7 protein-coding genes are annotated in these 6,986 nt (G+C 60.0%); 6 read left to right on the top strand and 1 reads right to left on the bottom strand.

Going from position 1 to position 6,986, the window contains the following annotated elements:
* Positions 1–615: 615 nt before the first annotated feature.
* A complete protein-coding gene (locus CA85_RS23485; RefSeq protein ID WP_146393959.1) occupies positions 616–1,713 on the bottom strand; it encodes a 3-oxoacyl-ACP synthase III in 1,098 nt (365 codons plus the stop codon).
* Positions 1,714–2,068: 355 nt separating this feature from the next.
* Here CA85_RS23485 and CA85_RS23480 point away from each other — a divergent pair, with 355 nt between their 5' ends.
* The 6 genes from CA85_RS23480 (at position 2,069) to CA85_RS23455 (ending at position 6,954) form a co-directional block, all read left to right on the top strand.
* On the top strand, positions 2,069–3,004 hold the full coding sequence (locus CA85_RS23480; protein ID WP_186775174.1) for a hypothetical protein: 936 nt from the start codon (positions 2,069–2,071) through the stop codon (positions 3,002–3,004).
* Between the two features lie 176 nt (positions 3,005–3,180).
* Positions 3,181–3,510 carry a hypothetical protein gene (locus CA85_RS23475; RefSeq protein WP_146393957.1) on the top strand — a complete coding sequence of 110 codons (330 nt, stop codon included), beginning with the start codon at positions 3,181–3,183 and terminating at the stop codon, positions 3,508–3,510.
* A gap of 139 nt (positions 3,511–3,649) precedes the next feature.
* Entirely contained in the window at positions 3,650–4,465 is an 816-nt protein-coding gene (locus CA85_RS23470; protein WP_146393955.1) for a sugar phosphate isomerase/epimerase family protein, read from the top strand.
* 65 nt (positions 4,466–4,530) lie between these two features.
* The gene (locus CA85_RS23465) at positions 4,531–5,352 is read left to right on the top strand and encodes a PSP1 domain-containing protein (protein WP_146393953.1); all 822 of its coding nucleotides are present in this window, start codon (positions 4,531–4,533) and stop codon (positions 5,350–5,352) included.
* Between the two features lie 209 nt (positions 5,353–5,561).
* Positions 5,562–5,987: a Minf_1886 family protein gene (locus CA85_RS23460; protein WP_146393951.1), complete on the top strand. Its 426-nt coding sequence runs from the start codon at positions 5,562–5,564 to the stop codon at positions 5,985–5,987.
* The gene (locus CA85_RS23455; RefSeq protein ID WP_246113097.1) at positions 5,974–6,954 is read left to right on the top strand and encodes a class I SAM-dependent methyltransferase; all 981 of its coding nucleotides are present in this window, start codon (positions 5,974–5,976) and stop codon (positions 6,952–6,954) included. Before CA85_RS23460 ends, CA85_RS23455 begins: the two co-directional genes overlap by 14 nt.
* Positions 6,955–6,986: the final 32 nt, after the last annotated feature.

Genomic DNA, 6,986 nt, shown 5'->3' with positions numbered 1-6,986 from the left:
GCAGCTTCTCGCTGGCAAGAAGCGTCGAGGCCCTCAATCGATCGGCGACTTGCTGATCGGCTTACTAATTCGTCTTGGAGTGAACCAGGAAAACACTGTAGAATCGAAACCGTCCGAAGCTCTGAAGCCTTAGGCTGAATTGTCGTGCTGCCAAGCACACTAACAACGTCGTCGCATGCCGAGGGTATCGGTGGAGCGTAGCTCTGCTGAGCAAGCCCGTGCTCGAGTGAGATGCTCTGTTAGCGGTTCAAACGCCGGATGAGACAGTGTGGGGCTCTCAGAGCTTCGGATATCTACCAGGGTGGCGAGACTGAACCACCAAAGCTAACCGAGCCGTGCTGGCTGGCCGACAAACAGTGGACTTTGAGTGTCGAAAAAGCTACCCTATTGGTGGTGCCGCTGAGCGTACGCGCGCACTGCAACTTTTCGTTCTGGATATGACAGTACTCAAAAAACTTTCCGCTGTGCTCTGCGCACGCTTCCGTCGGATGAACCGTAGTAACCACCGTGTCGGACGAACCAACGAGCTGCTCAATATCCAGAAGTATCCTGTCAGGGATGATCGAAAGTAGCCGGTGGTTTGATCGCACGCGAACGCCACCGGATAAGGCCCTTTCAGATAGGCGCTTCGTCCAGCAGTCCAGACCAGTCGCCACGGACAGGGGTGTGTCCCCACTGTGATGCAATCATCACGCTATTGATCCCCGACCCGATGCCAAGTAGCGCCGCTCGGTCGCCGGCAACGAGTTCGCCGCGCTCGATGGCCGCCGCGACGCTCAGCGGCAAGGCCACCGACCCCGTGTTGCCGAGCACCGGATAGGTGATGGAATCCCGCGCTGGGTCGAGTCCCATCGCGGACAGCATCGCAGCGCGGTGGCGAGTGCCGACTTGATGGCAAACGGTCCGCGTCAAACTCTCACGGTCCCACCCTGATTCGGCGACCAGTCGTTCGAGAGCCGAGACGCCTGTGGCAATGCCCTCGGCCATCAAAGTTTCGGAGTCGGTGTCCATCAAGGGGCGCATGTCGGCGCCGGCTGTATCCTGGTTGCTGCGGCATAGGTCGTGGAAGGCGGTGTTGGCTTCAGCGATCGCGTAGGAGATCGGTGTGGCATCGGGGCGTAGGTCGCGGCGGCAAACCAGCCACGCGCAGCTACCCGAGCCAATCGTGAGCGAAGCGAACGCCGGCTTAACGCTTTTCCGTGTCAGCGACTCGTCCGCGTTGAGCGAGTCGATGGTCGCCTCGAGTAGCGGTCGGCTGTTCTCGGTTCCCACGACCACACCCGCCTCGATCATTCCGGCGGCGATCATGCCCGCGATTTGGACCGCTCCGTTGAGCACGCCGAGGCACGCATTGGAGACATCGTAGACCCAGCAATCCTGGGCCAGTCCCAGTCCGTGGTGCACCCGCGAAGCCGTGGCGGGTTCTAGGAAATCCCGACAGACGCTGGCGTGGATCAGAGCCCCGATTTGGTTCCCTTTCATCTCCGCAGCCTCGATCGCCGCTCGGCCGCTGATCACGCTCGGGCCACTGGGCATCTCTCCCGCAGGCCAGACCCGTCGCTGCTCGATGCCACTCATCAGCGACAAGCGTCCCTCAGGTAAGCGTAGTCGAGAGTACAGCGGAGCGAGTCGCCGTTCAATCTCGTCGCTCGACCAAACCTCTGTCGGGATCGTGACCCCGACCCCTGCCAACACCACATCGTCAAACCGCATCGAAATCGCTCGCGAAACCAGGCCAAGAAAACACACCATTTGCGAGGCCAAGCATAGACCAGAGCCGCAGCCGGGGAGAGTGGGAGAATCAACGAATTTTGCCACTGGCCGCGAGGTGGACACTTGGCGGGCGGGGTGAAATCGCATGCTTAAAAAACGTGCAGTCGCTCGAGGCCGCGAGATTTTGACCGGTGCGTAAAAAATGGGCACGGCTGTGTCTGCCATGTAAGTGCTGTTGCTAGCAATAGGTTACGTGCAGGGGTTTGACCCCGGTTTCAAGATGCAGGGAGTACACGCCAGAGGCTGCGGCCCGAACCAACGGCGTGGCTTTCGATCCCGCTATCTTGGAAACGACATGACGTCCCCCGCCGACTCGGGCAAGTCCACCAGCTCCTCATCCGCTCGCCGCGACACGCCGTCGCCGCGGTCTGGGGCAGCGCGTGCGTCAGCAAAAGGTGCGTCGCCGAGGAAGAAAAGCGCTGCGGGGAAGCAGGCTAGTCAGGATTCGAAAGCGGCCCGATCGAAGGCGGCGGGATCCAAAGCCACGGGGGCCAAAGCTGCGGGATCCAAAACTCCGGGCCGGTCGGCCGCCAGTCGCACGAAGACGGTGCGTCCCAAGAAAAAGAATGCCGCGGCCAAGCCGGCTGGGCCCACGGTCTACGCCAGTGACGTTGTCGCTGGGGTCGCCCGGGCCGATACCGGTAGTCGGGGCTCGTCGGTGCTCCCCAGTTCCATGGACCAACCCGTCGCTGAGGCTCTCCAGCTCTCCCCAATTGAACCCGATCTGCCAATGGAGCATCGACCGGCACAGGTGCTTCGCCAGGCAGAGGAGGCTTTCGCGATGACCGGCAGTTGGGTCGTTTTCTATCGCACGATGATTGCGCCCGGCGGCGTCGTCGACCAGCTCTATGAAAGCCCGGAGGCGCGTCGCTATTTCGAGACGACCTCGGAGTTCGCCGAGTTGCTCGAGATGGTCACTGCGATCCGTAGTCAAGACGATTCCGGTTCGACCTCGCAGGAACCCCCACGCGTGATCACCGTGCGGATGCCGCGCAGTCTGCACGCGGCGACGATCCGCGAGGCCAACGAGCTGGAACTGACGATCAACGCCTATTGCCTGACAAAACTGCTTCAGCCTGCCAATCCGCGTTTCACTCCCTTGGAACTCGGCAAGCGCCGAGGTCGTCGTCCGGGACCTCAAATCGCGATCCAGCAGGTGAAGGTGAAATCGAAGTCCAAATCCAAATCAAAATCCAAGGCTGGGACCAAGTCTCGTTCGACGAAGTCCTGAGTCGGTCCGCAGTCCCAGTGGTTCTGTCCTCCGGCCCGGCCGGTAGCGGTCGATCCGGTCCATCGCTGGCGTGCCACGCTCGACCGGCGCGGGCTTGACCTGGCCGCTGTCCAACCACTACCAATTTACCTGGTTCCTCAAATTTCACACCCTCGTTTTCTTGAAGGTTTCTGTCCATGTTTCGATTTGTCATGATGGCCCTGGTCGTCACGCTGGTTTCCATGGGGACTGCCAGCAGCCAGACTGCTGCGGCCTCCGAAGTTGTTTCCTACCGCTGTGAAAAATGGACGGTGCGGCATGAGCACGACGCCAAGCAAGCTGATCAGATTGTTGAGACGCTCAAGAAGTTGAAGGTTGAAGTGGAGAAGCACGACCACAACGGTCACATCGACATCAAGTACCGCTGCCCCAAATGGCTCAGCCACAAAACCACGACGCACGAGAACGCGCACAAACTGCAGAACTGGCTCAACGCGCTCAAGTTTGAGACCAAGCACGAGCACTAATTCTCGCTCGGTAGCGCCGGTATTCGTCGCCGCGTTCCTCCGAGCGTGGCGGCCAATTTTCGGGGACGCTCGCCACGGTCGAGTTTCGTCAGTCCGAAGTTAATCGTCCCTCGCATTCAACTTACTTTCCAATCTTGTAATGACCCAATCAGCGATCACAGTCAGTCTTGTCGAGGAGGCCCGCGGTGGGCCGTTTGTCTTTTGGGATGGGCTGCCGGATGCTTTTCAACGCGCCGCCGACTTGGGCTTCGATGCCGTCGAAATTTTTGCCCCGGGACCCGATGCGGTCGACCGAGCGGAGTTGCGGCAGCTCGTCGCGAGCACAGGCTTGGCTGTCGCCGCTGTGGGAACCGGAGCAGGGATGGTCAAACACGGCCTGAACCTCACCGACCCTGACGCGGGCCGCCGCGCCGCCGCCCGTGACTTCATTAAATCCATGATCGATTTCGGCGGCGATTTCTCGGCGCCCGCCATCATCGGCTCGATGCAGGGACGGCATGGCGGAGAGGTCAGTCCAGAGCAGGCTCTCGATTATCTTGCTGAATCGCTCGAAGAACTCGCCGCTCACGCTGCGACATTTCAGCTGCCGCTCATCTACGAGCCACTCAATCGATATGAAACCAATTTGATCAACACGGTGAGCGATGGCGTCGCCTTCCTCGATCGACTTCAAAGCGACAATGTGAAGCTGCTCGCCGATTTGTTCCATATGAACATCGAAGAGGCGAATGTGGCCGAAGCGATCGTTGCCGGGGCGGGCCACATCGGGCATGTGCACCTGGTTGATTCGAACCGCCGCGCCGCGGGGTTGGCGCACATGGACTACTCACCCATCGCGGCGGCGCTGCGTGCAATCAACTACGATGGATACCTCTGTGCCGAAGCGTTTCCCTTGCCGGACTCTCAGACGGCGGCAGAGAAAACCATCGAAACCGTCCAGCGTTTCTTTGCGTGAGCTGAATCCTGCAATCTGAATCAGCTCCCTCCGCGTCTCTCCAGTACGTGTGCCGTTACGGCAGCATGCGATTGCTCGGTGTGATGACGGCGAAGGAATCATTTCGCTATGGCGACGAAGTCGTCATTCGCAGCGACCGGGGAACTGAGATTGGGACGGTGTTGTGTGAGGCGACACCGGCCGCGATTGGCGGATTGAAAGATCCCACCAACGGCCGAATACTCCGTCGCCTCGATGGGACCGATCGCGGGGATTGGTCTCAGATGTCCGAGATGACCCGCCGTGATCTCGCGGCGTGCCAACCGCATGTGGACAAGTTGAAGCTGCCGATGCAGTTGATCGACGTCGAACGCTTGCTTGGCGGCGAACGCGTGATCGTCTATTTCCTGTCGGAGACACGGGTCGATTTCCGGGCCCTGGTGAAACTGCTCGGTCGCGAGTTTCAATCGCGAATTGAAATGCGGCAAATCGGGATTCGCGAAGAGGCCAAACTGCTCGCCGACTACGGCGACTGTGGTCAAGAGGTTTGTTGCAGTCGTTTTCTTAGCAAGATGCCGCCGGTCTCGATGAAGATGGCCAAGCTGCAGCGGTCCTCGCTCGACCCGACCAAAATTTCCGGCCGCTGCGGGCGGCTGAAGTGCTGTTTGCGATACGAGTTCGATACGTACGAATCGTTGGCGGCTGAACTGCCGCCGATCGGTAGTAAAATTCTGACCCGCGAGGGCACCGGGAAAGTGATTGCGCAGGACATCTTGGCAGGGCAATTGATCGTCCATACCGAGGACCAGCGCCGCGTCATGGTCGCCAGTGGCGATGTGGTCCAAGTTCTCGTCGTCGGCACCGGACCGCCCGTGCGTGGCAAAAAGAAGCCGCGAGCCGGCTCGTGACCGAAGCCCGGAGTCAATGGCTCCGACGTCAACCTCGCCCCTCCCGGGCACGCGAAAACTTCCCCGCTCCACCGAGATAGCATGCCGTCTGGAGTGTTATCGCTAGCCAAAGACGAGTACAATCCCACTAGGTCGGAGCGTTTTCGAAACCGGGATCCGACGCTATTTATCACGCTGCTATTATTTCCTCACCTGCCCAACGCACGCCCATGACCTCGCCCCTCAAAGCCATGCGGGATCTTCTTCGTGATGATCCCCGCTACAAGCTGGAAGCGTATCAATTCATCCGCGAGTCGCTGCAGTACGCCCACGATAACCTCGACCGAATCGGGCCGTTGGGATACTGCCATAGTGATGAGCCCGACATCGAGGCGCCGCGGCATCTGACCGGCCAACAGCTCTGTGAAGCCTGTCGGCTCTACGCGATCGATCAATACGGCTACCTCGCTCGCATGGTGCTCGGGCGATGGGGTCTGCACTGCACGGGCGATTTCGGCGAATTGGTTTATAACCTGATCCGTATCGAGCAAATGCGAAAAAGCGCCAGTGACCGGCGGGAAGATTTTGACAATGTGTATGCGTTCGATGAAGCGTTCCAGCCGCAGTTTGAGTTGGTTACCGATGAGGCCGAATAGCCGGCATCGGCGAGTGGCCCAGTTCCCCGCCGAAGCGATGGCCAGCCGGATTGGGCTGGTTTGCTGTTGGTTCGCTGCCAGCACCATGCTCGTATCGAACACTGCTCAAGCATGGGGTGCCGAAGCACCGGCTGTCATCTCGCAGCAAACGCCCGAAACGGCTTCTCAGGTGGCCTCTTCCGATGCTGCACCGGAGTCGGCGGACGCCACGTCCCCGGCACGGCCAAACGAACGGGCGCGGCGAACCTACATGGGCCGCATCGTCGCTCAGCCCATGTCGCACCGCGGGGCGGCCTGGTTGATCCGCCCCGAACGCAACGACGAAGAAAATGCACTCGAGGCACTCGGCGAACTTCGCATCGAGCCCGGCATGACGGTCGTGGACCTCGGTTGCGGCAACGGATACTGGACCCTCCCCATGGCGCGGAAGTGTGCTAGCGAGCAGCGGGATTCCGGCGACATCGACCTCGCCGAACAGGATGACGATGCTGGGGAAAGTGGGGCTGGGGAAAGTGGGGCTGGGGATGGCGCGCCATCGGCCGGTCAAGTGCTGGCCGTGGATATCCAGCCGCAGATGCTGCAGAAGCTGCGACAGAACATGCTGCGGGCGAAAATTGACAATATCCAACCGATTCTCGGCAAGGTGGACGACCCGAAGTTACCAGTTGGCGAGGTGGACTTGGTACTGCTCGTCGATGTCTACCATGAGTTCTCACACCCCGTGTCGATGCTGTGGGCGATTCGCCGGAGTCTGAAGTCCGACGGAGTAGTCGCGTTGCTAGAGTATCGCGCCGAAGACCCAGAGGTGCCGATCAAGCCACTGCATAAGATGTCCAAGAACCAAATCATGAAAGAGTACGCTGCGGCAAATATGAAACTCGTCCGTGAGTACAACGATTTGCCCTGGCAGCACCTGATGTTCTTCGCCCGCGACGATAGCTCGTTGCCCGAGATTGAGCCGAAGTAACAACGCGCCGAAGTAACAACGCGCCGAAGTAA

It is taken from the genome of Allorhodopirellula solitaria (assembly GCF_007859855.1).
Taxonomy (GTDB): domain Bacteria; phylum Planctomycetota; class Planctomycetia; order Pirellulales; family Pirellulaceae; genus Rhodopirellula; species Rhodopirellula solitaria.
This window is presented reverse-complemented; position numbering and strand designations above follow the sequence as displayed.

Excerpts from the sequence above, each read along its gene's own strand:
- CA85_RS23485 (WP_146393959.1), bottom strand. The coding sequence starts at position 1,713 with ATGCGGTTTGACGATGTGGTGTTGGCAGGGGTCGGGGTCACGATCCCG.
- CA85_RS23480 (WP_186775174.1), top strand. The coding sequence starts at position 2,069 with ATGACGTCCCCCGCCGACTCGGGCAAGTCCACCAGCTCCTCATCCGCT.
- CA85_RS23475 (WP_146393957.1), top strand. The coding sequence starts at position 3,181 with ATGTTTCGATTTGTCATGATGGCCCTGGTCGTCACGCTGGTTTCCATG.
- CA85_RS23470 (WP_146393955.1), top strand. The coding sequence starts at position 3,650 with ATGACCCAATCAGCGATCACAGTCAGTCTTGTCGAGGAGGCCCGCGGT.
- CA85_RS23465 (WP_146393953.1), top strand. The coding sequence starts at position 4,531 with ATGCGATTGCTCGGTGTGATGACGGCGAAGGAATCATTTCGCTATGGC.
- CA85_RS23460 (WP_146393951.1), top strand. The coding sequence starts at position 5,562 with ATGACCTCGCCCCTCAAAGCCATGCGGGATCTTCTTCGTGATGATCCC.
- CA85_RS23455 (WP_246113097.1), top strand. The coding sequence starts at position 5,974 with ATGAGGCCGAATAGCCGGCATCGGCGAGTGGCCCAGTTCCCCGCCGAA.